The sequence below is a fragment of the Pontibacter sp. T17 genome (assembly GCF_057219875.1).
In genome coordinates this window covers 966,065-991,624 of sequence record NZ_JBXVVW010000002.1, presented here as the reverse complement: position 1 = coordinate 991,624, position 25,560 = coordinate 966,065, and the positions used below count along the sequence as shown (strand labels likewise).

At 59.5% G+C, this 25,560-nt stretch carries 30 protein-coding genes; 22 read left to right on the top strand and 8 right to left on the bottom strand.

All coding sequences use genetic code 11. The annotated features are described in order from the left end of the window. Positions 1–53 precede the first annotated feature (53 nt). Complete coding sequence (gene hxpB, locus AC2D8O_RS12325) at positions 54–710, bottom strand: hexitol phosphatase HxpB (RefSeq protein WP_484679131.1); 657 nt, start codon at positions 708–710, stop codon at positions 54–56. A 141-nt stretch (positions 711–851) separates the two neighbouring features. Here hxpB and AC2D8O_RS12320 point away from each other — a divergent pair, with 141 nt between their 5' ends. The 5 genes from AC2D8O_RS12320 to AC2D8O_RS12300 all read left to right on the top strand — a co-directional run bounded on the left by AC2D8O_RS12320 (position 852) and on the right by AC2D8O_RS12300 (position 3,869). Next, positions 852–1,232 carry a thioredoxin family protein gene (locus AC2D8O_RS12320; RefSeq protein WP_484679130.1) on the top strand — a complete coding sequence of 127 codons (381 nt, stop codon included), beginning with the start codon at positions 852–854 and terminating at the stop codon, positions 1,230–1,232. Positions 1,233–1,270: 38 nt separating this feature from the next. Beyond that, positions 1,271–1,510 (top strand): DUF6952 family protein, encoded by a 240-nt coding sequence (locus AC2D8O_RS12315; protein WP_484679129.1) that lies wholly within the window; start codon positions 1,271–1,273, stop codon positions 1,508–1,510. Between the two features lie 15 nt (positions 1,511–1,525). Next, positions 1,526–2,005 (top strand): Fur family transcriptional regulator, encoded by a 480-nt coding sequence (locus AC2D8O_RS12310; protein WP_484679128.1) that lies wholly within the window; start codon positions 1,526–1,528, stop codon positions 2,003–2,005. Between the two features lie 40 nt (positions 2,006–2,045). Next, a complete protein-coding gene (locus AC2D8O_RS12305) occupies positions 2,046–2,690 on the top strand; it encodes a peroxiredoxin (RefSeq protein WP_484679127.1) in 645 nt (214 codons plus the stop codon). Positions 2,691–2,912: 222 nt separating this feature from the next. After that, positions 2,913–3,869, top strand: a complete 957-nt coding sequence (locus AC2D8O_RS12300; protein WP_484679126.1) for a DUF3137 domain-containing protein — start codon at positions 2,913–2,915, stop codon at positions 3,867–3,869. A gap of 86 nt (positions 3,870–3,955) precedes the next feature. Here AC2D8O_RS12300 and AC2D8O_RS12295 read toward each other — a convergent pair whose 3' ends face one another. Beyond that, a complete protein-coding gene (locus tag AC2D8O_RS12295; protein WP_484679125.1) occupies positions 3,956–4,627 on the bottom strand; it encodes a lysoplasmalogenase in 672 nt (223 codons plus the stop codon). A 97-nt stretch (positions 4,628–4,724) separates the two neighbouring features. Here AC2D8O_RS12295 and AC2D8O_RS12290 point away from each other — a divergent pair, with 97 nt between their 5' ends. From AC2D8O_RS12290 to AC2D8O_RS12250, 9 genes are all read left to right on the top strand, one after another. Further along, entirely contained in the window at positions 4,725–5,144 is a 420-nt protein-coding gene (locus AC2D8O_RS12290) for a hypothetical protein (protein ID WP_484679124.1), read from the top strand. Between the two features lie 3 nt (positions 5,145–5,147). Next, a complete protein-coding gene (locus AC2D8O_RS12285) occupies positions 5,148–6,392 on the top strand; it encodes a phage portal protein family protein (RefSeq protein ID WP_484679123.1) in 1,245 nt (414 codons plus the stop codon). A gap of 171 nt (positions 6,393–6,563) precedes the next feature. After that, positions 6,564–7,517, top strand: a complete 954-nt coding sequence (locus tag AC2D8O_RS12280; RefSeq protein WP_484679122.1) for a head maturation protease, ClpP-related — start codon at positions 6,564–6,566, stop codon at positions 7,515–7,517. Between the two features lie 29 nt (positions 7,518–7,546). After that, entirely contained in the window at positions 7,547–8,041 is a 495-nt protein-coding gene (locus AC2D8O_RS12275; RefSeq protein ID WP_484679121.1) for a phage holin family protein, read from the top strand. Then, complete coding sequence (locus AC2D8O_RS12270; RefSeq protein WP_484679120.1) at positions 8,034–8,483, top strand: N-acetylmuramoyl-L-alanine amidase; 450 nt, start codon at positions 8,034–8,036, stop codon at positions 8,481–8,483. The genes AC2D8O_RS12275 and AC2D8O_RS12270 overlap by 8 nt, the downstream gene beginning before the upstream one ends. Continuing rightward, positions 8,453–8,830, top strand: coding sequence for a hypothetical protein (locus tag AC2D8O_RS12265; RefSeq protein WP_484679119.1), 378 nt, complete (start codon positions 8,453–8,455; stop codon positions 8,828–8,830). Before AC2D8O_RS12270 ends, AC2D8O_RS12265 begins: the two co-directional genes overlap by 31 nt. 41 nt (positions 8,831–8,871) lie before the next feature. Beyond that, positions 8,872–9,765 carry a phage capsid protein gene (locus AC2D8O_RS12260; RefSeq protein ID WP_484679118.1) on the top strand — a complete coding sequence of 298 codons (894 nt, stop codon included), beginning with the start codon at positions 8,872–8,874 and terminating at the stop codon, positions 9,763–9,765. A 69-nt stretch (positions 9,766–9,834) separates the two neighbouring features. Then, positions 9,835–10,611, top strand: a complete 777-nt coding sequence (locus AC2D8O_RS12255; protein WP_484679117.1) for a hypothetical protein — start codon at positions 9,835–9,837, stop codon at positions 10,609–10,611. 8 nt (positions 10,612–10,619) lie between these two features. Next, on the top strand, positions 10,620–11,420 hold the full coding sequence (locus AC2D8O_RS12250) for a hypothetical protein (RefSeq protein WP_484679116.1): 801 nt from the start codon (positions 10,620–10,622) through the stop codon (positions 11,418–11,420). A gap of 61 nt (positions 11,421–11,481) precedes the next feature. On the opposite strand, the gene AC2D8O_RS12245 is transcribed toward AC2D8O_RS12250, so the two are convergent. The 3 genes from AC2D8O_RS12245 to AC2D8O_RS12235 form a co-directional block, all read right to left on the bottom strand. Continuing rightward, complete coding sequence (locus AC2D8O_RS12245) at positions 11,482–12,153, bottom strand: sterol desaturase family protein (protein ID WP_484679115.1); 672 nt, start codon at positions 12,151–12,153, stop codon at positions 11,482–11,484. Between the two features lie 104 nt (positions 12,154–12,257). Beyond that, complete coding sequence (locus tag AC2D8O_RS12240) at positions 12,258–12,941, bottom strand: hypothetical protein (RefSeq protein WP_484679114.1); 684 nt, start codon at positions 12,939–12,941, stop codon at positions 12,258–12,260. Positions 12,942–12,961: 20 nt separating this feature from the next. Continuing rightward, on the bottom strand, positions 12,962–13,390 hold the full coding sequence (locus tag AC2D8O_RS12235; RefSeq protein WP_484679113.1) for an ABA4-like family protein: 429 nt from the start codon (positions 13,388–13,390) through the stop codon (positions 12,962–12,964). Between the two features lie 197 nt (positions 13,391–13,587). Between AC2D8O_RS12235 and AC2D8O_RS12230 the strand changes: the two genes are divergently transcribed. From AC2D8O_RS12230 to miaA, 5 genes are all read left to right on the top strand, one after another. Next, positions 13,588–15,501 (top strand): PP2C family protein-serine/threonine phosphatase, encoded by a 1,914-nt coding sequence (locus tag AC2D8O_RS12230; protein WP_484679112.1) that lies wholly within the window; start codon positions 13,588–13,590, stop codon positions 15,499–15,501. A gap of 322 nt (positions 15,502–15,823) precedes the next feature. After that, positions 15,824–16,840: a fasciclin domain-containing protein gene (locus AC2D8O_RS12225; protein ID WP_484679111.1), complete on the top strand. Its 1,017-nt coding sequence runs from the start codon at positions 15,824–15,826 to the stop codon at positions 16,838–16,840. Between the two features lie 115 nt (positions 16,841–16,955). Beyond that, entirely contained in the window at positions 16,956–18,272 is a 1,317-nt protein-coding gene (locus AC2D8O_RS12220; RefSeq protein WP_484679110.1) for an APC family permease, read from the top strand. 56 nt (positions 18,273–18,328) lie between these two features. Further along, positions 18,329–19,594 carry a hypothetical protein gene (locus AC2D8O_RS12215; protein ID WP_484679109.1) on the top strand — a complete coding sequence of 422 codons (1,266 nt, stop codon included), beginning with the start codon at positions 18,329–18,331 and terminating at the stop codon, positions 19,592–19,594. Positions 19,595–19,621: 27 nt separating this feature from the next. After that, complete coding sequence (gene miaA / locus AC2D8O_RS12210; RefSeq protein ID WP_484679108.1) at positions 19,622–20,521, top strand: tRNA (adenosine(37)-N6)-dimethylallyltransferase MiaA; 900 nt, start codon at positions 19,622–19,624, stop codon at positions 20,519–20,521. A gap of 20 nt (positions 20,522–20,541) precedes the next feature. Here miaA and AC2D8O_RS12205 read toward each other — a convergent pair whose 3' ends face one another. After that, positions 20,542–21,435 (bottom strand): DMT family transporter, encoded by an 894-nt coding sequence (locus tag AC2D8O_RS12205; protein ID WP_484679107.1) that lies wholly within the window; start codon positions 21,433–21,435, stop codon positions 20,542–20,544. Between the two features lie 92 nt (positions 21,436–21,527). On the opposite strand from AC2D8O_RS12205, the gene AC2D8O_RS12200 reads away from it, so the two are divergent. Together AC2D8O_RS12200 and AC2D8O_RS12195 are read left to right on the top strand one after the other, a co-directional pair. After that, entirely contained in the window at positions 21,528–22,025 is a 498-nt protein-coding gene (locus tag AC2D8O_RS12200; RefSeq protein WP_484679106.1) for a hypothetical protein, read from the top strand. Between the two features lie 94 nt (positions 22,026–22,119). Further along, on the top strand, positions 22,120–23,913 hold the full coding sequence (locus AC2D8O_RS12195; protein WP_484679105.1) for a SpoIIE family protein phosphatase: 1,794 nt from the start codon (positions 22,120–22,122) through the stop codon (positions 23,911–23,913). Positions 23,914–23,919: 6 nt separating this feature from the next. Here AC2D8O_RS12195 and AC2D8O_RS12190 read toward each other — a convergent pair whose 3' ends face one another. Next, positions 23,920–24,102, bottom strand: coding sequence for a hypothetical protein (locus tag AC2D8O_RS12190; protein WP_484679104.1), 183 nt, complete (start codon positions 24,100–24,102; stop codon positions 23,920–23,922). Between the two features lie 160 nt (positions 24,103–24,262). After that, positions 24,263–24,766, bottom strand: coding sequence for a hypothetical protein (locus AC2D8O_RS12185; RefSeq protein ID WP_484679103.1), 504 nt, complete (start codon positions 24,764–24,766; stop codon positions 24,263–24,265). Positions 24,767–25,028: 262 nt separating this feature from the next. Here AC2D8O_RS12185 and AC2D8O_RS12180 point away from each other — a divergent pair, with 262 nt between their 5' ends. Beyond that, positions 25,029–25,559, top strand: coding sequence for a hypothetical protein (locus AC2D8O_RS12180; RefSeq protein WP_484679102.1), 531 nt, complete (start codon positions 25,029–25,031; stop codon positions 25,557–25,559). The last annotated feature ends 1 nt before the right edge of the window (position 25,560 follow it).

The following is a 25,560-nucleotide window of genomic DNA, read 5'->3' as shown; positions in this document are numbered from 1 at the left end:
GCAACAGCGCCAAATCTAACGCCGGAAAGGGGATAGGCCGTATGCCTGTGCGATTATTGCCCCAGCAGCAGCTCGGGGGTCAGGTGCTGGAGCGAGGGCACGGTGGCATGTGCCTCGGCGAAGACGGGGTGGCCGATGAGGGCGTGGTCGGGCACGGCGATGCAGCGCATGCCGGCGGCCAGTGCGGCGCGTACGCCGTTGGGCGAGTCTTCCAGCACTACGCACTGCTCGGGGGCAAAGCCCAGCAGACGCGCGGCGGTGAGAAAAACGGCAGGGTGAGGTTTGCCCTGGGCCTCGTACTCGGCGCTGTGCAGCACCTCAAAGTGGGGCGTAAGCCCCAGGTGGCTGACTACGGCTTTGATGAGCCGCATGAAAGAACTGCTGGCCACAGCGCAGCGCAGGCCGTTCTGCTGGCAGAGGGCGATGCTGTGGTCCAGGCCGGGCATGGGCTTGCCGACGGTGCGCACGAGTTCTTCTACCCGCAGCACGATGGTTTCGGTGAGGGTGGGGAGGTCGGGCGGGGCGGGCCAGGGCTGGCGTTCGTGCCAGTAGCGGACTACCTCGTCCACGCGCTTGCCCATTGTCTGGCGGCAGAGGTCGGGAGTGAGCTGGATGCCGACGGTAGCGAACACCTCGATCTCGGCCTGCTGCCACAGGGGCTCCGAGTCGATGATGAGCCCGTCCATGTCGTAGAGTACCGCCTGAATCATGGCGGCAAAGGTAGGGGTGAGGGGCGTACGGAGATGAGGGATCCTGCGGACCGCACCCGCAGTATTTCGCTAGAGTAATGATTTATTTAAATCATTGAATAAGTTGATTTTAGTCATGTAAATAGAAAATATTCGCAATTGGTGAACCATTCGGCCTGGAGAGGATGTTTTGCTTCCATAACTGACACAGCAATCCAACAAACCATGTCTGTACTCCACGTAACCGACGCCACTTTCGCCGATGCACTTAAGGCCAATGCCAAAGTGGCTGTGAAATACTATGCCGACTGGTGTGGCTCGTGCCGCCTGATGGCGCCAAAGTATACCCGCCTGAGCGATGACGCTGCCAACTCTGGCGTCGCGTTTCTGGAAGTGAACGCCGAAGAAAGCCCAGAAGCCCGCAAGCTGGCTGGCGTAACCAATCTGCCTTTCTTTGCCGTGTTCAAAGATGGTCAGTTGGTAGCCGGCGACTACACGGCGAAGCCGGAAGCCGTACAGGCCATGATTGACCGTATCAAGTAAGCGTATCCCCCGCTGCCCCCAACTCCACACTTACACCCATGAAACTCCCTGTGATCAAACAGCTGGCTACCGACCATACGCTGGAGCAGCTGAAAGCCGCCGAAACCGCACTGATGGATGGTCAGCCACTGCCTTTCACGGTAGAGGGTGCCGACGAAGGCGAGCAACTTACCCACCTGCTGGGAGCCATGGACGTGCTGCAACGGGTGGCAGAAGGTGAGGAGTTCAATACGGCGCTGCGTGCATTTGCACAGCGCGTGCGCGCCAGTATCGGCTAACCTATTGCCCTTGCCATGCCCCATTCCGCCCATGTCATAGCAGCCGACCCGCGCGAAGAAGCGCTGGAACGGCTGAACCGTGCCGGGCTGAAAGTGACGCGGCAACGTATGGCTGTTCTGACGGCCATGCTGGCCCAGCGTCAGCACCTGTCGGCCGACGAGCTGTTTCAGCGACTGAAACCCGAACTGGCCAGCCTATCGCTGGGAACAGTGTATCGCGTGCTGGAATCGCTGACGGAGGCAGGGCTGGTGCGGCCAGTGGCCAAAGACCAGACTGGCCAGGGCGGCCTTCGGTTTGATGCCACTCTGGACGAGCATCATCACCTGGTGGACCGCGATTCGGGCGCGATACTGGACCACGACGACGATCGCCTGACAGCGCTCATCCGGCAGCATCTGGCACAGCACCCGATACCAGGCTACACGGTTGAGTCGTTCCAGCTACACCTGCACGTGCGGAGCCGGCCAGATGGCTCCGTCGCTCCTCAAGACTGAAGCTTCTACTTTTCATCATCTTTCTTTTTTCATACAACCAATGGCTGTACTTGTAGGCAAACCCGCTCCTGATTTCAGCGCAACCGCTGTAATCGACGGCGGCGACATCGTAGAGAATTTCACGCTGTCGCAGTTCAAAGGCAAGAAGTACGTAGTACTGTTCTTCTGGCCGATGGACTTCACGTTTGTGTGCCCCACCGAAATCCTCGCCTTCCAGGAGAAGCTGAAGGAGTTCGAAGCCCGCAACGTTCAAGTGATTGGCGTGAGCGTAGACAGCGAACAGAGCCACTGGGCCTGGCTGAACACCCCCAAGAACAAGGGTGGTATCGAAGGCGTAACCTACCCGCTGGTAGCCGACTTCGCGAAGACCATTGCTCGTAACTACGACGTGCTGGCCGGCGAATACGACTATGAGCTGGACGACAACGGCATGGAGCGTTCGACCTTCAAGGGCTCGCCCGTTGCTTACCGTGGCACATTCCTGATTGACAAGGAGGGCATCGTACGTCATCAGGTGGTGAACGACCTGCCGCTGGGCCGCAACATTGACGACACCCTGCGTACCGTAGCTGCCCTGCAGCTGGTGGAAGAAAAAGGCGAAGTCTGCCCCGCCAACTGGAGTGAAGGCAAGGACACGATGAAGGCCACGCACGACGGCGTTGCTTCGTACCTGTCTGCTCACTAATAGTAGGTACAACTAGACGAAACAACATGAGACGGCCGGGGCGACCCGGCCGTTTTTAATTGTGTTTCAGGGTGCAAGGAGGCCAAAAAAAGTTCCGATTGCTTGTCGTTGCGGGCAAAGTGTGTAGTTTTGGTGCACGGAATACCTGCGTATTTTCGCTGAATTCCGTTGCGTCCTCCGAAAATTCCTGCTACTGCCTATTTACCTAAGTTCTACCCCGGTATGAAAACCATAGACCAACTGAGGGACTTCTTCAACAACGAGCTGCGTAGCGAGATTCTCGCCGTAGAGAATAAGCGCAAGGGCATCGTAACCCGCATTATTCTGGCCGGTGTGCTGATTCTGCTGGCCGCCATTGGTGGGGCCTATGCCCTCTATCGTCTCATGCCCTTTTACCAACCGGTGTTTGCAGCCGTATGGATTTTTGTGATGGGCGTACTGGGTTGGATTGCCTTCAAGGAAATCAAGGACAACAAGGATTTCTACAACGACTTCAAGTTTCAGGTTATCGAGCGTATCGTGAAGTTCGTTGACCCGAGCTTTGTATACATCAGCCACAAGCATATTCAGCCAGCTCAGTTGGTTGAAAGTCGTCTGTTCCGCCACCTGCCCAAGAAGTACAAGGGTGATGACTACGTATCCGGTACTATTGGCGGAGGCAGCAAAATCGAATTCTCCGAAGTTGTAGCCCGTAACAAGAAGCACGATGCCGAAGGCCATGCCACCAACGAATGGGAGCAGACCTTCAAGGGCCTCTTCTTCGTAGCACAGGTAGAAAAGTCATTTGGTGGCCAGACCTTCGTGGTGCCCGCTGGCGATGGCATTGACACCCTGATGCAGACCAAGCAGCAGGCTCCTACTCAGATGACCACTGGCGACGGCAACTTCGATAACCTCTTCTCGGTGTTCACCACCAACGCTGCTGAAGCCAAGACCCTGCTGAGCGACGAAGTGCGCCAGCGCCTGGTAGAGTTCCGCAGCCACCGCGCCAACCCTGTCCGTTTCTCGTTCATCGGCAACAAGATCAACGTAGCCGTATGGCACGACAAAGACCTCTTCGAGCCTGAGGTATTCAAGACCCTTCTCGACTTCGGCATCATTGAAGAATACTACGATGACCTGTACCAGGCCATCAGCATTGTAGAGCGCATTGACCAAGGCAGCAAGAAAGCTGCGTAAGGCTCGCTCTCGCAACAGATACAGCAACGGCTCCCATTTCTGGGAGCCGTTGTCGTTTTCGGAGAAAGTGTGGTGAGGGGGATGATTCAGGCTTCCTGCATGCCGCGGACCAGGCTGAACTGTGCCGCGATGTAGGTGAGCATGATGAAGAAGCCTGCCATGGGCAGAGGTTGGTAGAAGCGGTCCCAGGCGAGGAGCGAGTCGGAGACGACGAAGAGCAATGCCCCCGCCAGCAGCCAGCGGTAGGCATTGACGGGAATACGGCCCCTCAAGTGCACGACCGATACCACCATGCCGAGAATGACCACCATGTAGGCCAGCACGGGTATCTTCATTTCGCCAAGGCCGGCGCCTACCACCTGGAAGAAACTGAAGGCATAGAGGCCCAGTGCCACTGCCGACAAGCCCGTGGAGAGCAGTCCTCGGCTGCTGGGGTCGGCCTGACGGCCCATGCGCACAAACGCCGCTATGTAGCAGAGGTGGCCCAGCAGAAAGCTGCCCAGGCCGCCCATGAAGAACAAGGGCCCTTCGAAAAGCAACAGAACGTCGCCAAACCAGCCCAGTACCAGGCCCGCTACAAAGAGGCGATAGACGCCCCGTTCGGTGAGTGCGGCGTTGGTGATGTAAAGGAGCAGGAGAGCTGGCACCAGCAGTGGCTTGGTGAGAAAGCGGATGCCGTTAAGGTCGGGCACGAGGTGGGCCAGCAGTTCCAGGGCGGCCAGTGGCAGGAAGAAGTAGAGGAAAGTTCGCAGTTGCATACAGGAAGATAGAGAAAAGGAGAAAGTGGCGGGGGTGGCGTGTAGTGGGGTGGCGACTACTGGCGTCCCTCTGCGGGCTGGGGGCAAGGTTTGCAGCATGTTACGCATACCACTTACGTACTACCATGTGCAGGTGCGGCCCGAGGTGCTGGCCCTGCTGACGGCAGGCGCACCAGACCTGATGGAAGTTACCGAGGCCACCGTGCTGGCACAGGCAGCCCAGGAGCTGCAGGACCGCTTTGACACCAGCGCCCTGCTTACGGCGGAGGGGTTGGCTGCCCGCCCGCAGCTGTGCGCCATGCTGGCCGACCTGGTGCTGTATCACCTCTACAGCCGAGGCACGGTAGCCATGCCGCTGCTGCGCGTAGAACGGCACCGCGAGGCGCTCAACTGGCTGAAGGGCTGCGCCACGGGCGACCTGCCCACCGACTTTCCGCTGCGCAAGGCGGCGGACGACACCCCTGTGCCGACACTGCTGTCCGGCTCCAATCCACGTACCCGTTATTTCCTCTCCTGACCCATGCCAACCTTCTTTTCCCGTTTTCGCCGGACGGCCCCGACACCGCCCCAGGCTCCGCACCCGCTGCTGCTGAACGCCGCCCGCAGGCTGCTGGACGAACGAGCGGCGTTTGTGAGCCAGCTGACAGAGCGCACCCGTCAGCGCGTGCAGGGCGACCTGCGCCAGTGGCGCGATGCCGTGAGCCAGGCCGAACACCCCCTGCGGCCCAACCGCCGCCTGCTGCTGGACACCTTGCACGACGCTCTGCTGGATGCCCACCTGACCAGCATACTGAACACGCGGCGCATGCGTCTGCTGGGGGCTACCTGCCACCTGCTGGACGCCAATGGCGTGCCAGACCCCGTCAGCGAAGATCTGCTGCGCCAGCAGTGGTTCTCGGACCTCGTAGGCCACATCATTGACAGCCTGTACTACGGCTTCAGTGTGGTGGAACTGCACGTGGCCGATGGCGAGCTGCGGGCATCGCTGGTGCCGCGGGGACATTGCAGCCCGGAGGCCCAGCGTCTGACGCTGGACGCTACTGCCCCTGTGCCGCCGGTGGGCGAGCCCCTGCCCCCACAAAGCCCCTGGAAGCCGCTGGCCGACTGGCCCCATGCGCTGGTGCAGATAGGCGAGGGGCGCCAGCTGGGGCTGCTGACGCAGGCTGTGCCGCTGGTGTTGCTGAAGCGCAATGCCCTGGCCTGCTGGGGCGAGTTTGCCGAAGTGTTTGGCATGCCGCTGCGCGTGGGCCGAACACCCGCCCGCGACGACCAGCGCCGTCAGGAGATGGCCCGTGTGCTGGAGCAGATGGGCAGTGCCGCCTGGGCCGTGCTGAACGACGACGAGCGCATTGACTTTCAGGCCAGCAGCCAGAGCGACGCCTTCCGGGTGTACGACCGACTAGTGGAGCGCGCCAACGCCGAACTGAGCAAGCTCATCAACGCGCAGACGCTGACCACCGAGCAGGGCGACAAGGGCGCCCGCAGTCTGGGCGAGATTCACGACAACCTGTTTGACGACCTGACCCGCAGCGACTGCCGTTTGGTAGAGCGCGTGGTGAACCACCAGATACTGCCCCTTCTGCGGCAGCGCTTTCCGCAGTATGCCGGGCTGATAGCAGGCCGGCGGCTGGCGTTCGACCTGGACAACACCGTGCTGAGTCTGCGCGAGCAGTGGGAGATAGACCGCGGCCTGCTGGCGCATTTCCGCATAGACCCTGCCTACTTCCGCGCCAAGTATGGCGTGCCGATTCTGGAGCAGGAATGACCCCCTGCGCCGCGTATTCAAGCACCGCAACAGGCCCTTCGGGGCCTGTTCGCATATAGGGCAGGAGGGAGAATGGCAGGTTGCCTGCCCAGGCAGGCAGGTTGCCCAGCGCGCCGACCCGCCTGCCGCAATGGCCTTGTCCCTCCCGGCGCCGGGGTGAACGTTTGCAGCATGGAACACGACGTAACCCCCCAACAGCCCCGTACCCTGCTGCTGTATCAGTATATCGACGGCTATGAGGCGCGGGCCGTAGCCGCCCAGCTGCAAAGCCATCCAGCGGGAGCGCCGCTGCACGTGCACCTGCATTCGCCCGGCGGCGAGGTACACAGTGGCCTGGCTATCTACAACCTGCTGATGGGCCTGCGCCAGAAAGGCAGCCGTGTGGTAACGGTGATTGACGGACTTGCCGCCAGCATGGCCTCGGTCATTGCGATGGCGGGTGAGGAAATCCGGATGGCGGAGAACGCCGAACTGATGATTCACAACCCCTGGACAATGGTGCAGGGCGACAGTCAGGCGCTGCGTATCCATGCCGAACACCTGGACCAGCTGAAAGCCCAACTAGTGGACATCTACGCCAGCCGCACTGGCCGTCCGGCAGCCGACATCGCCAGCCAGATGGACGTGGAGCAGTACCTGACCGCCACCGAAGCCAAGGCCCAGGGTTTTGTGGACACGCTGATGCCCGCCACGCTGGTGCGGGCAATGGCCGCTGTGCCCGCCCATGTGCCACGCCGCCGCTGCGAGGAGTGGCAGGCAACAACTGCCCCCGAACAGGCACGTCAACTGGCAGCCGAAGCGCAGGCCCTTTTGGTGGAAGCCTGGCTGGTGCGTGCCCAGGCCGAAGGCCGGGTACAGGCCGGACAGGAAGACGTGCTGCGCAAAGTAGGTGCCCTGGCTCCTGACCTGCTGAAAGCGTGGCTGGCGACACTGGAGCCGGTGCGGCCCGTGGGGTCGCTGGTGGCCGACCTTCAGAAGGCTCGCGGTACAGCTGCTCTGGACGCCCGTGCCCACTGGACCCTCCGCGACTGGGAAAAGCGCGACCCCAAAGGCCTGGCGCGCCTGCGCAACGACACTCCCGATGCCTATCGCGCCCTTTTCGAGGCCACTTACCGCCAGGCCTGATTCCCCCACCTTCTTCCCCCACTTTCTCTATGCTGTATTCACTTTGTTCCTTATACCAGGCTGGCGACGGCTTTGACCGCCTGCGGCTGCTGGCGCTGCTTGGCTGGACACTGGCCCCGGTGGTAGCCCTGCTGCGGCAGTATGTGTTCGACGACTGGCAGTTTCTGCTCACGCTCTGCATCGTCATTGCAGTAGACAGCCTGCTGGGGGCCTGGCATGCCTGGCACGACAAACGCCTTTCGAGCAGAGGCATCGGTCAGGCGCTGCGCAAAGTGGCTTTTTATGCTCTGCTGCTGATCGCCACACATGCCCTGGCCACCCACAAAGTGCGTGGCGAACCCAATGTACTGCTCACCTGGATAGATGGTGTGGTCTATGGCGCGGTGCTGGTGCGCGAGTTCCTGTCCATACTGGAACACAGCGCGGCACTGGGCATCTGGCGACCACCAGTGCAGCTGCTGCGCCGCCTGCAACAGTTCGACGACGACGGCCAGCCCATCCGGAAGGAGACGCCCCATGCGTGACATCCGGCTTATTGTTCTGCACTGCACCGCCACGCAGTCTATGGCCACGGTAGAAAGCATCCGCCACTACTGGAAGCACACACTGGGCTGGCAGAATCCCGGTTATCATTACCTGATTGCGGCCAACGGCCGGGTGCACCTGCTGGCCCCGGAAACGGCCATTGCCAACGGTGTGCGCGGGCACAATGAGGTAAGCATCCATGTGTCGTACATCGGTGGGGTGGATGCCCAGGGCAAGCCCACCGATACTCGTACCGAAGCCCAGCGGAAAGCACAGTTGGCCCTGCTCCGCGACCTGCTGACCCGTTATCCCACGGCCCGCGTGGCGGGCCACAACCAGCTTGCGGCCAAAGCCTGCCCCAGTTTCGATGTGCCTGCCTGGCTGTTGGCCAACGGGTTTCCCTCTGACGTATGCTACGTACCTGTCTCTGCGCGGCGCTGATGCTGCTGGCCGGGTGTCGCAGCCCTGTGCTGCTGACCCGCGAGGTAGTGCGCCGCGACACGACTCTTGTGACCACCGGTGCCCGCCTCGACAGCCTGCGGGTGCTGCGCCTGCACGACACCCTCCGCCTGACACGCGAGCGCCTGGCGGTGCAGATCCTGCGCCACAGAGACACTTTCCGCATTCAGGCGGCCTGCGCCCCGGAAACCCTTCGGGTGCAAAGGGTGCACGAGGTGGTGCGGTGGCAGCCCACGCCAGCCACGCCAGTGTCGCCGCTGCGCTGGGTAGTGCTGGGCGCTGTGCTGGTATTGGCTGCCTGGGCGTTGCTGCGCCGCCTTGTCCACTGACATTTTTCTTCTCACTTCATTCCTTTTCTGTCACACTTTTTATGCCGATTCAACGCGAAATCTGGGTTCAGGACATCATTGAGAATGTCTTTCCTGCGGGCTCGTTTGCCCAGTTTGCCGTCAACCACGACAGCCATGTGTCGGAGGGCGTGACGGTGCATGTGCCCCGCGCGGGCAGTTCGCCTACGGTGAGCCGCAACCGCACAGTGCTGCCGGCTTCGGTGGGCCAGCGCCTCGACACCGAGCTGACCTACACCCTGACCGAGTACACCACCGACCCCGTACATCTGCGCCACGCCGACCGCTTCGAGCTGTCGTACGACAAGCGGATGTCGGTGCTGGGGGAGCATTTGGCAGCACTGCGCGAGGCCGTGCAGGAAGACCTGCTCTACAACTGGCTGGGTTCTGCCGGTGGCGCAGGGGCGTTCCCTTCCGCTCAGATTGTGGAAACGACGGGAGCCATTTCGGAAGGCAAGCGCGCCCTCACCCTGGCCGACCTGCTCAAGGTGAAGCTGGCAATGGACCGCGCCAATGTGCTGCAGGAAGAACGTTACCTGCTGCTGCCGCCCGAGCTTTACAGCGACCTCTTCGCCATCCCTGAGCTGCTGCAGGCCGAGGCAATGAACCGCCAGTCGCTGCCGGAAGGCGTGATTGCCCGTGTACTGGGCTTTAACGTACTCATGCGCAGTACCATGCCGGTGTTCGATGCCTCCAAAGCCCTGAAGCCCCGTGGCGCCACTGTCGGCAGTACCGACCGCCCTGCGGCCATCGCCTGGAGCCGTTTCGCTGTCTGCCGTGCGCTGGGTGAGGTCCAGTTCTTCGAGAACAGTCAGGACCCCCTCTACTACGGCGATGTCTACAGCGCCCTTGTCCGCGCTGGAGGCATCCGTATGCGCAACAACGGCGTGTTTGCCCTTTTGCCAGCCAATGCCTGATCCTGTTCCCGCCGGGCTTTCAGGGGCTTCGGCCCCAGAGCCCCGGGCATTTACTTTATTCTCCTTCCCATGCCCCCACTTTGGACAGGTCCGCTGGATACACTTGTGCTGGTAGATGCCGCCTACTACTCCCGACTGATTGACGATCTGGCGATGATAGAGACAGCCTATGGCAGCAGCTTCTCGAACCAACTGCCAAGTCGCCGGAAAGACATTTGGGAACAGGCCCGCTGGCGTGGTCAAGTGGTGCAGGTGCCCGGTGTCAGGGCAATGGATGTGCACGCCCAGTACGCTGCCGGTAATGCGCCATTGGTGCTGGACCTCACCGCCGATGCCATGCCCATACTGCCGCCATATCGGCAGTGGGTAGTGGTGGTAGGCAGTGCGCAGGGGTGGTGGGGCACTGGGGCTGTATGTAGTTGGACGTCGGCGCTGATTCCTCCTTGCCGCCCCGATGATGTGCCCGGCCTGCGCCTCCGCTTTGCTGGCACGCAACGGCTGCCGCAGACAACCTTGGTGCCACCCCCCGCCACCTGCTGGACTTCAACCGACACCCACCTTAGGCTGGTATGTCCGCAGCCAGTGCAACGCGTGGCCCCCGGCTCCGAGGTCTCCTGGCTCCTACAGTTTTTGACCCCACCCGGTGTAAACATGCCCAATTTCATGATTAACCTGATGCCCAACCCTTGGCCCTTGATGTGGATGCGCGTGCTCAGTCCGCAGGTACTGGAGTTCGGTGTTAAGCTCAACACCACCTTTAGTGGGCGGACCTACCTCGATGTGTATGCCGAAGCGCCCCTGATAGCTCAACGGACCTACGCAATTCTGGCAGTCGATCAATTCTGATTTTCCTGATGGTACACTATGCCTTTCTGCGCTTTCATGCGCCTGCCAAATTGCCCGCCGATTTGCCGCCCCCTTTACCCGTTGTGGGCCATGAGGGCCTGCGCCATCTGGCTCAGCTGATGCCAGAGGTGATGCTGGGTGCTGGGGCACTCAAACTGCAGGCTAGCCGGGTGTTGGCCACTGGCGAGCGACAGGTGCTGGCAGCGCCTGTGCTGGTGTGTGCGGCCAATCCCTCGGTGCAGAGGCTCAGCATCGGCACGGCAGCGTTGGACCGCTGGGCCGACCTGCCGCTGGGCCTCTATCAACTGGTGCTGTATGAAGGCGCGGTACTCCGGGCCATCTCCGACCCCATTGAGGTGCTGTCTGAGGCACCCGCCGATACGGCCCTCCTGCGGGTGCGCAACCCGCTGCCCAACCTTTTCTTCGAGTATCCTGCCGAAACCGACTGGCAGCTGTTGCGGCTGCCCATCGCTCTGGCACAGCCGCAGTATGAGTTGACACCCATTCTGCCCGTCAGCACTACCGAGCGTCCACAGATTGCTCGCCTCGACCGTTCTGTGCGCTTCGAGTCACGGTCGTTGGCTCCCCATCAGGCCGAGGCCCTGCAGTTTCTGCTCGTGCATGGCAACCTCACCGTGCAGGACCCCATCACAAAGGTGTTCGAGCCCTACCGCCTGCGTGGGGCACTGCGTTTGGAGTGGACTCTGCATCAGCACCTGTGGTTGGCTACGGCCACTGGTCTTCTGGATCACCTGGACTTTAATACCGCCACTGGCGTGTTCTCAATTCCGGCCCCTTATGCGGGCTGATGTGACTGCGCAAAGTAGAAAACCCCGCTTACAGGCGGGGTTTTTCGTTTTTGAGAGAAGTTTAACTCCTTTCGGCAGGCTTCTTCTGTTCAGGCATGGTGCCAAACACGCGGTCCCACATCATGCTGCTGACACCGAACGCGGCGTCGGGTGTTTTGTGATGGTGCAGCTGGTGGTGTTTCCAAAGTGGGCGAAGGAATTTTGGTGGGTTGGGCACGGTGTGCATGCTGTAGTGCATGTAGGCATAGGCCAGATAGCCACTGATGAAGCCAGGGTAGAAGGCCAAGGCGTTCCAGCCCATCACTACGAAGAAGATGCCAAAGAACATGCTGGCAAGAATGATACTGGCCAACGGTGGCATGAAGAGGTGTTCGGTGTCGCGGGGGTAGTCGTGGTGAAAACCGTGGGCGATATAGTGAAAACGCTGGGCGGCTTTGCTCTCGCCTACCCAGTGGAACACATAACGATGGAGGAAATACTCGGCCAGCGACCACGTGAACACGCCAGCAGCATAGAGGCCCATGGTCAGTAATACCCCTTCGCCACGGCCCAGTATGTTGTAGGCCAACAGGCTCAGCAGAATGGGTATGTGAAGGCCCAAAATCATCGTCGGCGACGACTTCGACAGCAGTTCCAGTACAGGGTTCTGGAACAGACGGCCCCTGGCGCCTCCTTTGGGTGCATCGCCCTTGGCGGTGGCGGTTGAAGCTTTAACGTGTGTTACAGGTTTCATGGAAAAGCGTTTGCGGCGGCAAAAGTACACAAATGCTGTTACGCAGAAATGACCATTCTCACCCATATGGATGATATGGCACTCAGCCTGTTGCCTAACGCACGTCAGGAATTTTTCGTTACCCCAAATCCCCAGTTTTTCAACTCCTGTTCCCAGGTGTCGGGGTAGTTGGCCTGGATGAGCAGATAGAGCGCATGCAGCACTTTTCTGATTTCACCACGCAGGCTGTTTTTGTCGGCTACGCGCGCGGCCAGGTTCTGGTCGGTGTTTTCGGCTTCGGCCAGTGTTTCCAGATACTGCTGTTGCAGGCCACGCCAGAAGTCTGTGCCATAGCGGTGCTGGCCCAGTTTGTGGCGGCCAAGGGCGGCAATCAGGCGGTCGAGGCTCTGGAGGCGCTCGGTGCGGTCAATTGGCAGCGCCCAGGTTTTGCCCTGCCGCTGTATGCCAAACTCCTCGTAGTAGCTGGGGGCCGCCTCGGTGCTATATGCTTCGGCCAGATAGTGCTTTACGTGGATGAGGTGGCGATTGATCTCGCGGTCGAGCCGGTGCAGGGCTTCGGTAAGGGGGCGACGCTCCTCGCCCAGGCTTTGCCGCGTGTCGATGAGCACGGCCAGTTCCACCACCGCCTGCTCAAACTGCTCGGGGTTGATCCAGCGCAGGCTCAACTTAGAGTTTTTCCAAGCGGCAGCTACACGCATGGCCACGTCGCGCAGCTCGCTGTCGGCGGCGGGCAGCAGCCCACGGCGCCGGCTGGTTTCAGGGGTAGAGACGGATTTGGGGGTGGCCATTGCTGCAAAAATAGCGAAACTCAGGCCCTGTCAGCAGGCAGCCATTGGCGCAGGCTGCGGTATAGCCCCCAGCCCAGCGGCCCGGCCATCAGTGTCAGTAGCAGAAATGGCACCATTGCCCATGGGTTCAGCTTCCGGGTGCGGCTGTCGTTGTACATCCAGGTGCCAGCCAGAAGGTCAAAGGCCACAATGTGCAGCCACACCACAGCAAAGGCTTCGGGACTGGAAAGCAGCGGTTGCAGCACCTCGAACTTGGGATTGGCTACCAGCGGCAAGGTCTGTACCAGCAAGGGCACCACCTGCCACGCGTACAAAACCGCCACTACCAGCACCCCTGCATGGCGTGTGGCCAGCCATTGCGTGCCACGCCAGCGGGGCAGCGCCAGCAGCGGCAGCCAGAACACCAGGGCCAGAAGGTTGGCCAGATCGAAGAGTTGGACAGGCGACATAGGGCAGGATGGGGTAGGTGAAAACGCTTGTAATTAATCAATTAGACACGGGTAAATGCCTCCGCTGTAACAGGGAAATTACAGTTTCCGGCTCCAAATACGCAGATTTAATAGTATCCTTGTAATGAATAAACGACAGTGTTCGGTTCGTTCCTGCCTGCTGATTTTCTGCACCTGCACGACCTTCTGACTACCGCATGGAACCCTCTGCTACCCGCACGGCCAACAGCGGCTCTGGTAATGGCAAAGCCATGAGCCACGAGCAGATACGCGCACTGCTGAAGCAGGCTTGGGACTTGCGCCTGCGCGACCCCCAGAAGTGCCTTCAGCTGAGCCTCGACGCCAATCGCCTGGCCCGCGACAATGCATATCCCGAAGGCCTGGCCATGAGCTACCGAAACATTGGTTTTGCCATGGTCATCAAGGGCGACCTTGAGAACGCGCTGAAGCACCTGCAAATGGCGTTGCGCCTGTTTGTCAAAATCCGCGACCGCCACGGCGAGGGCACTACCCAGATTGCCATGGGTCACGGCTATCTGCGCACTGGCGAATATGCCGAGTCCATCACGGCTATCACCCGTGCCTTCAACATCTTCGAGGACGAAGGCAACAAGCGTGGCGTAGCCTATGCCGAGCTATCAACTGGCCGCACCAATCTGGAACTCGCAAACCTGGATCAGGCCCTCAAACACTTTCAGAACGCCGAGACTTTCTTCGTCCAGATGGGCGACCAGGAAGGCGAGGCCCTGGCCAAAGATGGCTGCGGCTGTGTATATCGGATGCGTGGCAGCTATGGCCGGGCGCTGGAATATCATATGCCCGCGCTGACTCTCTTCGAGCAGACTCAGGTGCTGTATGGCCAGGCCGAAACCCTCAACAACATTGGCCTCGTGTACCAGAAGCTCGAAGATTTTGAGCGGGCGCTGGAATACTTCTATAAGGGCCTGAAGATTTACGACACCCTCGAAGATCGCTTCAACGAGGCTGCCGCCCTCATCGACATCGGCGCCCTGTTCCTGCAACAGGAGCACGTAGACGAAGCTTTTGTGGTGCTGTTCAAGGCGCTGGACCAGGCAAAGGAAATTCGCGCCAGACCCAAGGTATACCTTGCTCACAAGTACATCTCAGAAGCCTATGCCCGCACCGGCAATTACGAAAAGGCCTGGGAACACCACGTAGAGTACCACGAGCTGCGCGAGGCCGTGGTCTCGGACGAAGCCCGCGGCAAGCTCCGCAACCAGCAGATTGCCTTCGCTACGGAAAAAACCAAGTCAGAGGCGGAAATCTACCGCCTGCGGAACATCGAGCTGGCCACCACCAATCAGGAGCTGGAGCGAGCCCTGGAGCTCACCAACGACTCTATCGCCTATGCCCGCCGCATACAGGAAGCCATGCTGCCCGGCGAAAAAACCGTGAAGCAACTGCTGCCGGATGCCTTTGTCTACTTCAAGCCCCGGGATGTCGTCTCCGGCGACTTCTACTGGATCACCGAGTGGAACGACCGCATCATCCTGGCAGCCGTGGACTGTACAGGCCACGGGGTGCCTGGGGCGTTCATGTCTGTGCTGGGTCAGAGCCTGCTGAACCAGGTAGTCAAGGAAAACTACACCTTCATCCCGGCCAAGATTCTGCAGGCCATGGATCAGCGACTGGTGGAAGAACTGTCGCAGCAGGACGGCTCCAACGACGTACTCGACGGCATGGAGGCCGCAGTGGTGTCCATCAGTCTGGAAGACTACACCCTCCAGTACGCTGGCGCCAACATCCCGCTGTATGTGGTGAATGAGAATGGCATGACCACTGTACCCGCCAAACATGCGGCACTTGGCGGCACCCGCCGCCTCAACGAGGTGAAGGAGTTCCAGAACCATGTGGTGCCCATTAAGCAGGGTGATGTCATCTACCTGTTTTCCGACGGCTTCCGCGATCAGTTTGGGGTAGAAGATGCCACCAAACTGAAGTACAGTACCAAGCGTTTCCAGAACCTGCTGCTCCAGATTTACAAGGAGCCCATGCAGCGTCAGAAGGAGATTCTCGCCCAGGAGTTCGACACCTGGAAGGGCAAGCTTAAGCAGCTGGACGACGTAATGGTGATTGGTGTGCGGTTCTAGCACCCGGCACTCGTATTCATCGGTTATCGGGATGATCGCCTCCAAGGGTGAACGTAAATGGCTGTGCCCTGTTTCGAGGGCGAGGCGTCTCGATAATACCCATTAGTGGCTATTATTCTTTTAGTTCCTTGTAAAGTACTTCTTAACAGATTTTTGAATAATACGCCTCTTGAAATGCGATAGGAGCGAGTTCCCGGATATTTAATTTAGAGCGGTTATTTTTTACAGGCTATTTTCGAGGTGTAGGAAACAGAAGAAGTTTGCTGTGTGTTGGAACGTGCATTGGTCCAACTCTGGGCCAGCTCACCCATCCATAAACAGTATGAACTTTCAATCCTTCCGCAAACTGGGCCTCGCCCTTGCAGTAGCTGTGTCAGCAGGTTTCGCCTCTGCCTGCAGCGAAGACGAGAACTCTTCGGTGCCAGAGAACAACATCCTGGAGATTGTTGCTTCGTCGTCAGACTTTGACGTGCTCGAAGCGGCTGTAGGCAAGGCCGGCTTGGGTGCCACGCTTTCTACCGACTTCCTGACGGTGTTTGCCCCCACCGATGCTGCGTTCGTGGCCTACTTTGATGCCGCTTCTGAAGGTGCTGTCATTGATGCCATCAACAACGACCTGACGGTAGAAGAAGTCACCAACCTGCTGCTGTATCACGTAGTACGCAGCTCGGTACTGTCGGTTGACATCACCGCCAGCAGCACAGCGCTTCGCACACTGCGCAACACCTCGGCCCCCCAGATCACAGGCCGCATCTTCGTATCTAAGATCGGAGGCAGCCTCCGCGTCAACAACCGCAACGTAACCAGCGCCGACATCCAGGCCCTCAACGGCGCGGTACACATCATTGATGGCGTACTGGCTGAGCCTACCAACAGCATCGTAGACGTGGCCGTAGCTGGCGCCGACTTTGATGTACTGGAAGCTGCCGTGGTACGTGCTGGCCTGGCCACCACGTTGGCATCGGCTGGTCCCTTCACGGTATTTGCCCCCACCGACGCTGCCTTCATCACCTTCCTGGGCGTAGCCGATGAAGCCGCTGCCATCTCTACCATTAACGGTCTGTCCCCCACCACGCTTGCTGGTATTCTTCAGGGCCACGTGGTATCAGGTGCAGTATTTTCGTCTGATCTGCCCTCCAACGGTGTGGTGTCCTCGCTGAATACCCAGGTGCCTCTCACCCTCACCGCTGGCTCCACGGGTGTTACCGTACGTGGCTTCGGTGCTACGGCCTCCAACGTCGTGACCACTGGCAACGGCACCACCTTCAACGTGCTGACAACCAATGGTGTCATCCACGTAATCGACCGCGTCATCCAGACGTCGCCTGTTGTACTTTAATGACAGTCTTGTCACAGCAGAAGCCGGGCGCGAGCCCGGCTTCGTGCGTTAATGGAGTGTGGGGTACGCGGTTTTGGGGTTATCTTGCCGCCCTTCTACTACCTACTTACCCGCTGTGTCAGGCACTTCGCAAACCGCAGCCCGTCTGGGGCTGTTCTCCGCCACTGCCATTGTAGTGGCCAATATCATCGGTACGGGCATTTTCACTACCACGGGCTTTCAGGCGGCCAGCATTCCCTCGCCGTTCGCCATTCTGCTCATCTGGCTGCTGGGAGGTGTATTGGCCATCTGCGGTGCACTCTGCTATGGCGAACTGGCGTCGGCCATGCCCCGCAGCGGCGGCGAGTACACCTTCCTTAGCCAACTCTATCATCCTTCGCTGGGCTTTCTGGCTGGGTTTGTGTCGCTGGTGGCGGGCTTTTCAGTGCCAGTGGCAGCAGCAGCCATGGCTTTTGGCAAGTATGCCTCGGCAGTGCTGCCCTCGCTGAACGACAAAGCCTGTGCAGCCCTGCTCATTCTGGCTATTACGGCGCTGCATGGCTTTTCGCTGACGCTGGGCAGTCGCATCCAGAATGTGTTCACCGTAGCCAAGATCCTGCTGATTCTGGGCTTTGGCCTCTCGGGGCTGCTGGTGTCGCAGCCGCAGGAGTTCTCACTGGTGCCCGGCCCCACAGACTGGGATGCTGTGCTCTCGGCTGGCTTTGCCATCGGGCTGGTGTACGTGTCGTTTGCGTATAGTGGCTGGAATGCTGCCGCGTACATCTCGGGTGAAATCAGCAATCCGCGCCGCAATGTGCCGCTGGCGCTGCTTGGCGGCACGGCCATCGTGATCGTACTGTACCTGCTTACCAACTTCGCGTATCTGACGGCTGCGCCGCTTTCGGCCTTGGCAGGCCAGGCCGAGGTGGGCGATGTAGCCGCGCGGTTCATCTTTGGCGATGTCGGCGGGCGCATCGTCTCCACCCTTATTGCACTGGCGCTGGTAAGCAGTGTCAGCAGCATGGTGATGGCGGGCCCGCGCGTAATGCACGCCATGGGGCAGGATGTGCCAGCCTTCTCCTTTCTGGGCAAAACCAACGCCAAGGGGCTGCCTGTGAATGCGCTGGCACTTCAGGCAGGCATTGCACTTATCACGGTGTTTGTGTCAGAGCTGCGCGAGACACTCAACTATATCGGCTTTACCCTCAGCCTGTTTGCCTTCCTGTCGGTGGCAGGAGTGTTCATCCTGCGCTGGCAGCAGAAGAAGGCTGGGGTGCAGTACGACGGCTACCGCACCTTTGGCTACCCACTGACGCCCCTCATCTTCATGGGGCTCAGCGCCTGGATGTTCGTGTACCAGCTGAAAGACAACCTCCGAACCAACCTTGCAGTGTTGGCTACGCTGGTGCTGGGCCTTGTGGCATGGTATCTGCTCAATCGTAAGCGTAGGTAAAGAACCGTCTGTTTTTCGACAGCCTCCCTGACGCTCAGGCGGGAATGCTATCTTTGATGCGGATTACAACCAACAACCGGATGACTCGTTCGATGCTGGGCCTTTTGGCCCTGGCCCTCACACTCACTGCCTGCGACAACACCACCGACCAGCAACAGGCCGCCGTCGGTGCAGGCGACTCCACCATCACCACCGCCCAGGCCGACAGCCAACAGCGTGCTGCCCGCCAGGAGGCTCTGGCCGACAACGCCCGCCGTGCCAAGCTGACCGAGGCTGACCGCTACTGGGACGACGCGGCTCGCCTGCTGGCCGGGCTCACACCCCGTGATGGCAGTACCCTCCAGCGCGTGGATACCCTTGCCGCTGCCAGGACCCACGAAAAGCTGTGGGATGCCATGTGGAAGAAAAAACAGGAACGGTTTCTGGTGAAGGTGGAAAGCTGGGCCGCAGGCTCACTGGCCGCCGAACGCGCCGAAAAGCGCAACATCTTCTACCCCTTCGCGGGCTCGGACTTCCTAACCGTAGACGCTCTGTTCCCCGAGGCTACCCGCTTTGTGCTCTTTGGGCTGGAGCCCGAAGGCAGCCTGCCCGACCTCCGCACCCTGCCTGCCGACCGCGTAGGCAAGGCGCTGGAGAACCTCCGCGTTTCTATCGATGATATCATGGGCCTGTCATTCTTCAAAACGAAAGACATGGCCGTGGACCTCATCCGCACCGACCTGAAAGGTCAGGCGCCCCTGCTGATGGCCTTTGCCGCCCGCACGGGCCACCGTGTACTTTCTTTCCGCCATGTAATGGTGCAGGACGACGGCACCCTGTCCGTGCTGGACAGCGCCCCCAAGAAGCCCGCCCCCACTGCCAAGAACGTGACAGGCGTGAAGCTGGAACTGCTTGATGAAGCCACCGGCAACGTGAAAGAACTGTATTACTTCAGCGTAGACGTAGCCAACGGCAACATGGCCGCCCAGAAATCGTTCCAGTCGTACCTGCGCAGTCTGGCTCCGACGTCCACTTACATCAAGAGCGCCAGCTACCTGATGCACAAGGACTACTTCAGCACCATCCGCTCGCTTGTTCAGGAAGTATCGCTCACCATTCTGCAGGACGATTCCGGCATGCCACTGAAGGCTTTCGACAAGAACGTGTGGGACGTGAAACTCTATGGGGGCTACACACGGCCGATTGCGCTGTTCTCCAACATGTACCAGCCCGACCTCCGCGCTGCCTATCAGGCCGACAGCACCATCACCCCGCTGGATTTTATCATCGGCTACGGCGGAAAGCCCAGCAACCTGCTGCTGGCCCGCAAGAAAGCCAAGTAACCTGCACTGGCGCCCTGCGCCCGTCAGATGACCGATCGCCGCCGCATTCTGGCTGTCGTAGGCCCCACCGCCGTTGGCAAATCTGCCCTGGCGTTGGAACTGGCCCAGCACCGGAATGCGGCGTTGCTGTCTGCTGATGCCCGGCAGGTATACCGGGGCATGGACATCGGCACCAACAAGCCCACTGCCGCCGAGCAGGCGCAGGTGCCGCATCTGCTCATCAACCTCATCACGCCAGCCGAGAGCTACAGTGTAGCCCGTTTTCTGGCTGACGCCACTGACATGCTGGCCCTGCATGCGCAGGTGGTGGTGTGTGGGGGCACGGGGCTGTATGTGCAGGCGCTGGCACAGGGCCTGGACGATATTCCGCCCACACCGCCCGCCATACGCGAGCAGGTGCAGCAGGACCTGGACACACAGGGGCTGGCTGCACTGGTGGAGGAACTGCGTACCGCCGACCCCATAACCTGGCAGCGGATAGACCGCAACAATCCGGCCCGCGTGCGCAGAGCGCTGGAAGTATACCGTGCTACGGGGCAGCCGCTATCGGCATTCCAGACAGGGCGGAGCCGCCCACAGCCGTGGGACATCGTGCAGCTGGGGCTGGACCTGCCGCGGGAGGAACTCTATGACCGCATAAATGCCCGCGTGCTGGCCATGATGGAGGCGGGGTTGCTGGCCGAGGTGCAGACATTGCTGATGCAGTATCCGCCCGACGCTCCCGGCTTTCAGACCATCGGATATGCCGAACTGGTGGCGCATCTGCAAGGCCGCCTCTCATTGGACGAAGCCGTGGCCCAGATACAGCAGCATACCCGCAACTACGCCAAGCGGCAGCTTACGTGGTTCCGCCGCCAGCCGGTGCAGTGGTTCCACCCGGACGAGCGGGAGGAAATCGTCCGCTGGATAGCAGGGCAGGGGCTGTAGTGAGTCGGCAAGAGGTGGGGTCAGGCCTGAGGGCGCTCGGTCATTCGGCGGGCAAAGGCCAGGAAGACGTCGTAAAACACAGCGCCAAACACCAATGCCGCACCAACGAAAAAGGCCCAGTTGACCTCGCGGGCTTCGCCGAGGAAGAGGAAGGCCAGCACGATGCCATAGATGGGCTCGAGGTTGATGGCAAGGATGAAGTCGAACGCCGAGAGGTGGCGCAGCGCGCGCATGGAGAGGTCGTAGGCGAAGTTGGTGCAGACGAAGGCCAGCAGCAGCATCCATAGCCAGTCGGTACTGGCAGGCACCAGTGCCTCAGCAGGATAAAGCCAGTGGTAGACGGGCGCCAGCACCGTGAACACTGCCAGACAGCAGGCCAGCTCGTAGAAGTTGATGACGGTGCCTTGGTATTTGCCCACCACCCGTTTGTTGAGGATGCCTACCAGTGCGGACAGCAGGGCACTGAAGATGCCCACGAGCATGCCCCAGCCGCTGTTCTGAAAAGTGAAGATGAGGCCAATGCCCAACAGCACCACTACCCCCAGCAGGATTTCGCGCAGGCTGTGGGGGCGTTTGGCCATCAAGGGGCCGATGAGTGCGGTAAAAAATGTAGCCGAGCTGAGGCAGATAAGTGTAACCGATGCGCCAATGAGCTTGATGCTGGCGTAGAACGTGACCCAGTGCAGGCCCAGTGTAAGGCCCACGAGCGCCAGCATGCGAAGATCGGCCCATGGCAGACGTGGAATAGGTCCCCGCAGGCGCAGGTATACCAGATACACCCCCACCGTCAGCAGGATTCGCCACCATACCAGCGGCACGCTGGAGAGCGAAATGAGTGCACCCAGAATGGCGGTGAAGCCGAAAAGAAAGACCGAGACATGCAGTTGCAGTTGGGCCTTGCGGTTCACTTCCATGTAGAATTCAGAGAATAAGGCCTGCAAAGCTACGCTGCAAACCTACGCCTGCAAGGGATTGTTATCTTGAGGACGGTTCACCTTTACTGACAATGAAAACACTGGCAGGTAAATTGCTGGCGGTAGCGCTGTGTTTGGCGTTGACCGCTGGATGCAAAAAAGAAACTCCCGGCGACGAAGTGCAGCCGCAGGTGCAGGTTACTTCCCTTCAGGCAGGCAGCACTGTGTATTCGCCCGCGGGGCCGGTCAGCATATCGCGCTTTGAAACGCAATTGCGAGCCAGTTTCACTCTCACCGACAACGAACAGATCAAAGGCTACTCCTTCGAGCTGAAGCCGGCCTTTCCGCCACCTGCAGGGGGCAGCTGCACACAGTGGCAGTTCTCCTATTCTTCGCCCGACACCTTCACCCGGCGTACGGTGCCTTTCAGTGGCTTTGTGCTGGGTAGCACGCCTAACGCCGCCACTACCCCTACGCTCTGCGTAAGCAGCGAGCCTGGCAATGGCCCCTACACCCTTACCATCAAGTGCCGCGATGCTGCCGGGAACGAGAGTACCGCCTATGTAGTAGAGGTGCGTGTAACGAACTGACAAGTGCAGATTGTGCGGATGCAGGCGGTGAAATACCTGTAACTTGCGGCCCGTCCTTTGCTTTCTTTTTCACTTCTCCACCCGCTTTTCGCCCATGACCCAACGCGCCTCTCTGCCTGTTATCCTGTGTCTGGAGCCCGACCGGGCCGAGCAGGAACAGCTGTTGGAGAGCCTTGCGGACGCGCTCCCGGCCCATGCCTTTGAGCTGACGACAGCCCGCAGCGCCGAGGAAGCCCTGAAACTGGTAGACCGTTTGGTACAGGGGCAGCGTGAAATCGCGATGGTGGTGTCGGCCCAGCGCCTGCCCGATGGAATGGGCGACAGTACGCTGGTGAAGCTGTACGAGAAGTGGCCCCACGCCATTCGCATCCTGCTGGTGGACGAAGGCATGCCCGTTAGCGACGAGCGTGTGCGCGAGGCCAAGGTATATCGTGTGCTCAACCGTCCGGTGGGCAAGCAGGAACTGCGCTATGCGCTTCAGGAAGCGGGCCGTTATTTTCAGCAGCGCCTGGAGCTGGACGAAAAGAGCCGCATTCTGGGCGAGTTGCACCGCGCTTCCATGTCGCTGACGGGCGAGATACACCTGAGCAAGCTGCTGCACAAGCTCATGCGTATTGTGGTGGACAACGCCGATGCCGAGAACGGCTACATTCTGCTGCAGAAAGACGACGAGAGCGTATACATAGCGGCAGTGGGCCACACCGGCAGCTACGAAACCGAAATGGTGGACCAGGCCGTAGGCGAACAGACGGGCGTGTGCCCAGCCATCGTGGATTCGGCCCGTAAGACGAAAGACACCATCATTCTGGCCGATGCCCTGAATGATGGCATGTTCATGCACAGCCCCTATGTGCGGCGCCACCTGTTGCGCAGTGTGCTGTGTACGCCGCTGGTATATCAGGGCAAGCTCTTTGGGCTGCTGTATCTGGAGAACCGCAACAAAGTGGGGGCCTTCAGCAGCTATAGCCTCGAGTTGTTCCGGATGTTGTCGGCGCAGGCGGCCATTGCCATCCAGAATGCCCAGCTATATGAAGAGCTGGAGCAGAAGGTAGAGGAGCGCACTGCAGAGGTGCGGTTGCAGTCGGTGGAGCTGGAGCGCCAGCGCGATGAAATCTCGGCCAAGAACGACGACATCCTGGGCAGCATCAGATACGCCCGTCGCATCCAGGACGCCTTTCTGCCGAAGATCGCCGACATCCGCGACGTCTTCCCACAGTCTTTCGTCTACTACAAACCGAAGGACATCGTTTCGGGCGACTTTTTCTGGTTTTCGCAGCGCCTGTCAAAGGCCATCATCGCCACGGCCGACTGTACAGGCCACGGTATTCCGGGTGCCTTCATGACCATTATGGCCAATACGCTGCTGCGCCAGATTGTGGAAATTGAGGGCCTGTTCAAGCCCGATGAGATTCTGTACCAGATGAACCTGCGGGTGCGGATTGCGCTGAACCAGGGCGGTGAAGGGCCCGATACCAGCCGCGACGGCCTGGACATTGCCCTGTGCCAGATAGACCCCAAGCGGGGCAAGCTGCAATACGCTGGCGCCAACCGCCCGCTGCTGATTGTGCGGGGGCAGGAAATCATTGAACTGAAGCCAGACAAGTATCCCATCGGGGGTGAGCAGGTGGAAGACGAGCGCCACTACACGCTGCACAACTTCGAGCTGCAGACAGGTGACACGCTCTATATGTTTACCGACGGGTATCCTGACCAGATAGGGGAGGAAATCAACAAGCGGTTCAAGAGCCGCCGTTTCCACCAGCTACTGCTGGAGTATCAGGACAAGGACATGGACCACCAGCGCCTGTTGCTGGATGCCGAACTGCGCCACTGGCGCGGCGACATGGAGCAGACCGACGATATTCTGGTGATGGGCCTGCGGATGTGAACAGGCTCAGCGGGCTTTGGCGGTGGCCAGTTCTGGAGTAACCACTAACGTAGTCTGTTCAGGCTCAGGCATGCGCTTGCCATGCATGCGGAAGTACGCTACTTCGGCAGCAAGCTGCTCAAGCTCGTGGGCTATTGAGGCCTGTTCCTGTGGCGAAAGATCGGTGCGCAGTTTGGCTTCAATCTTCACACAACTGCTGGTTCTTTGAGCTAAGATAGGTATGGAAAGCCTTGATGCAAGGCGACTCTTTGGAAATTTCAAAACTCAACCATGTCCCTTCGCCATGTGTTCGCCACCAGACCAGCCCTCTGCTTGTTGAAATCAGTTGGGAAATTTTTGTAAACGATTTCTACTCTTCTGGTACCTGCCAATCAGTTTCCATTTTCTCGATTACAGACGATGGAATATCGCCATCAAATCCCCATCGAGGCAAGGTGTAATAGCCATTCGAGTAATGGTCTGGGGAATCATTGCGGACAGATTTAGCCGTGATTTTAGAAATACCCAATGCAGTGCAGGCTTCAATCTGTCGCTGGAAAGCAATTGTGCCTATACCTTTGTTACGGTGATATGGCTTCAGATAGTGAAGCGCGATTTCAAGGGTGTATGCTCCTTTGATGTCCCTGTGGACTATCCTGATCATTTTGCCATCATAATAATCACTGTTATAAGTGATGAAATAGGCTTGATTTCTATCGCTGGTTAAAATAGCATCTACTACGCTTTCATCAATTGATCCGGTTAATTTTGAAATTAAATCGGTAGTCATTCTGTTTCCATTTATATGTAATATGCTGCCTTCAATGTTCTTGTAATAAACAGATATATTGGAATTGAATAGCTGTTCAGTCATGTCGCGGTATATACAAGCCTGCAAGATAGGGTGCCCGCGCCTTTACTTTCCCTTTTTCTGTGCAGCGCCACCCAGTTTTCGGTAGCGTGTTCTGCTAGGTACTAGCACTGTCACCTGGCTTGGCCCTGTATCACTGGGGTGAAGTCGCAATTGGGGTAAATGAGGGCGAGAATGGGTGGTAAATGGCGGCTGAGCGTCGAGGGTAGAACTTTCGTTTCTAGTTTTGATGGACAAACAACAAGCACACTTCCCTGGTACTTTCATGAAACGAATTCTTCTCCCGCTGCTGGGAGCCCTGCTGACAGTGGCAGGTACCGGTTGCAGCAACGAGTTGCCGCAGGAGTCGGTAGAGGTGGGTGCTGCCAAGGCCAGCGCGCTGGCAGTGTTTGAGCAGGCGGGTGTGCCCAACTACCGTGCAGGCGGTCAGCTGACCCAAACCGACGTAGACATCTTCATGAATGCCATGCGCACCGAGCAGGCTTACATCGGCGAACTGCGCGAGAAGTTCCGCTCCGAGATTGGCCCGCTGGGTGGGCATCCCGAGGTAGTGCCCGATGCCATACAGAGTGCCGTTGCTGACCGCATACATATGGACGCGGCCAAGTGGCGAGCCCTGCGCAGCTACATGGAACTGATATTGGCTGGCCATCACCGTCTGAAGAGCGAGCCCACCGCCCAGCGCGAGTACAACTACCTGGACCTGGAGGCTGTACACGTAAAAGGCGACACCGCCTACGCGCTGCTGATGCAGGCGCAGGATGCCTACGCGCGGCTTGTGCTGAACCTGAAGTAAG

Bases quoted from the DNA above. Each gene is read 5' to 3' on its own strand.
- AC2D8O_RS12205 (WP_484679107.1), bottom strand. From the start codon at position 21,435: ATGGAAGTGAACCGCAAGGCCCAACTGCAACTGCATGTCTCGGTCTTT.
- AC2D8O_RS12280 (WP_484679122.1), top strand. From the start codon at position 6,564: ATGGAACACGACGTAACCCCCCAACAGCCCCGTACCCTGCTGCTGTAT.
- AC2D8O_RS12270 (WP_484679120.1), top strand. From the start codon at position 8,034: ATGCGTGACATCCGGCTTATTGTTCTGCACTGCACCGCCACGCAGTCT.
- miaA (WP_484679108.1), top strand. From the start codon at position 19,622: ATGACCGATCGCCGCCGCATTCTGGCTGTCGTAGGCCCCACCGCCGTT.
- AC2D8O_RS12290 (WP_484679124.1), top strand. From the start codon at position 4,725: ATGTTACGCATACCACTTACGTACTACCATGTGCAGGTGCGGCCCGAG.
- AC2D8O_RS12260 (WP_484679118.1), top strand. From the start codon at position 8,872: ATGCCGATTCAACGCGAAATCTGGGTTCAGGACATCATTGAGAATGTC.
- AC2D8O_RS12185 (WP_484679103.1), bottom strand. From the start codon at position 24,766: ATGACTGAACAGCTATTCAATTCCAATATATCTGTTTATTACAAGAAC.
- AC2D8O_RS12275 (WP_484679121.1), top strand. From the start codon at position 7,547: ATGCTGTATTCACTTTGTTCCTTATACCAGGCTGGCGACGGCTTTGAC.
- AC2D8O_RS12310 (WP_484679128.1), top strand. From the start codon at position 1,526: ATGCCCCATTCCGCCCATGTCATAGCAGCCGACCCGCGCGAAGAAGCG.
- AC2D8O_RS12200 (WP_484679106.1), top strand. From the start codon at position 21,528: ATGAAAACACTGGCAGGTAAATTGCTGGCGGTAGCGCTGTGTTTGGCG.
- AC2D8O_RS12180 (WP_484679102.1), top strand. From the start codon at position 25,029: ATGAAACGAATTCTTCTCCCGCTGCTGGGAGCCCTGCTGACAGTGGCA.
- AC2D8O_RS12235 (WP_484679113.1), bottom strand. From the start codon at position 13,390: ATGTCGCCTGTCCAACTCTTCGATCTGGCCAACCTTCTGGCCCTGGTG.
- AC2D8O_RS12265 (WP_484679119.1), top strand. From the start codon at position 8,453: ATGCTACGTACCTGTCTCTGCGCGGCGCTGATGCTGCTGGCCGGGTGT.
- AC2D8O_RS12225 (WP_484679111.1), top strand. From the start codon at position 15,824: ATGAACTTTCAATCCTTCCGCAAACTGGGCCTCGCCCTTGCAGTAGCT.
- AC2D8O_RS12300 (WP_484679126.1), top strand. From the start codon at position 2,913: ATGAAAACCATAGACCAACTGAGGGACTTCTTCAACAACGAGCTGCGT.
- AC2D8O_RS12230 (WP_484679112.1), top strand. From the start codon at position 13,588: ATGGAACCCTCTGCTACCCGCACGGCCAACAGCGGCTCTGGTAATGGC.
- AC2D8O_RS12215 (WP_484679109.1), top strand. From the start codon at position 18,329: ATGCGGATTACAACCAACAACCGGATGACTCGTTCGATGCTGGGCCTT.
- AC2D8O_RS12285 (WP_484679123.1), top strand. From the start codon at position 5,148: ATGCCAACCTTCTTTTCCCGTTTTCGCCGGACGGCCCCGACACCGCCC.
- AC2D8O_RS12240 (WP_484679114.1), bottom strand. From the start codon at position 12,941: ATGGCCACCCCCAAATCCGTCTCTACCCCTGAAACCAGCCGGCGCCGT.
- AC2D8O_RS12250 (WP_484679116.1), top strand. From the start codon at position 10,620: ATGGTACACTATGCCTTTCTGCGCTTTCATGCGCCTGCCAAATTGCCC.
- AC2D8O_RS12305 (WP_484679127.1), top strand. From the start codon at position 2,046: ATGGCTGTACTTGTAGGCAAACCCGCTCCTGATTTCAGCGCAACCGCT.
- AC2D8O_RS12245 (WP_484679115.1), bottom strand. From the start codon at position 12,153: ATGAAACCTGTAACACACGTTAAAGCTTCAACCGCCACCGCCAAGGGC.
- AC2D8O_RS12315 (WP_484679129.1), top strand. From the start codon at position 1,271: ATGAAACTCCCTGTGATCAAACAGCTGGCTACCGACCATACGCTGGAG.
- AC2D8O_RS12295 (WP_484679125.1), bottom strand. From the start codon at position 4,627: ATGCAACTGCGAACTTTCCTCTACTTCTTCCTGCCACTGGCCGCCCTG.
- AC2D8O_RS12255 (WP_484679117.1), top strand. From the start codon at position 9,835: ATGCCCCCACTTTGGACAGGTCCGCTGGATACACTTGTGCTGGTAGAT.
- hxpB (WP_484679131.1), bottom strand. From the start codon at position 710: ATGATTCAGGCGGTACTCTACGACATGGACGGGCTCATCATCGACTCG.
- AC2D8O_RS12195 (WP_484679105.1), top strand. From the start codon at position 22,120: ATGACCCAACGCGCCTCTCTGCCTGTTATCCTGTGTCTGGAGCCCGAC.